At 68.3% G+C, this 438-nt stretch carries 1 protein-coding gene; it reads left to right on the top strand.

Annotated elements, in window-relative coordinates; genetic code table 11:
* Nucleotides 1-45: 45 nt before the first annotated feature.
* A partial coding sequence (locus SB660_RS19060; RefSeq protein WP_410583783.1) for a hypothetical protein occupies nucleotides 46-438 on the top strand: 393 nt, incomplete at its 3' end.

Below are 438 nucleotides of genomic sequence, written 5' to 3'. Positions count from 1 at the left end.
CTGTCGAGCGACGCAGCCGAAGCATCGGGCGCGGAACGAGCACGCATGCAGACGCAGATCGAGCGCACCCTCGCCCCGATGAACATTGGGACCGTGCGCATGACGGTGGACGGCTCCCGCCTCACGGGCCCTGCCGACACTGTCGCCGACGTGCAGCCCGACGCTCGTGCCATCGTCATGACGAAGGACGACTTCGGATACTTGGCGGGCGGCGAGGTCGAGCGCATCTCTGGTCTGAGCGAGGCGATCCGGGAACGTTTCGCGTCCGAGAACGAGCAGAACAACTCCGATCCCGCGACGTCGATCTCCGTCGCGCCCGACCTCAGCGCGGCTGCCGTGCAGACCGAGAGCGGTGTCCTGTGGCGGATCGACGCCGAGACCGCCGCCTTCAACCCGCTGACGTTCCAGAGCGGGTGGCTCGCCCCCTCACTCGACCCC

It is taken from the genome of Bacillus sp. SIMBA_005, assembly GCF_046535585.1.
Lineage (GTDB): Bacteria > Bacillota > Bacilli > Bacillales > Bacillaceae > Bacillus > Bacillus pumilus.
This window is presented reverse-complemented; position numbering and strand designations above follow the sequence as displayed.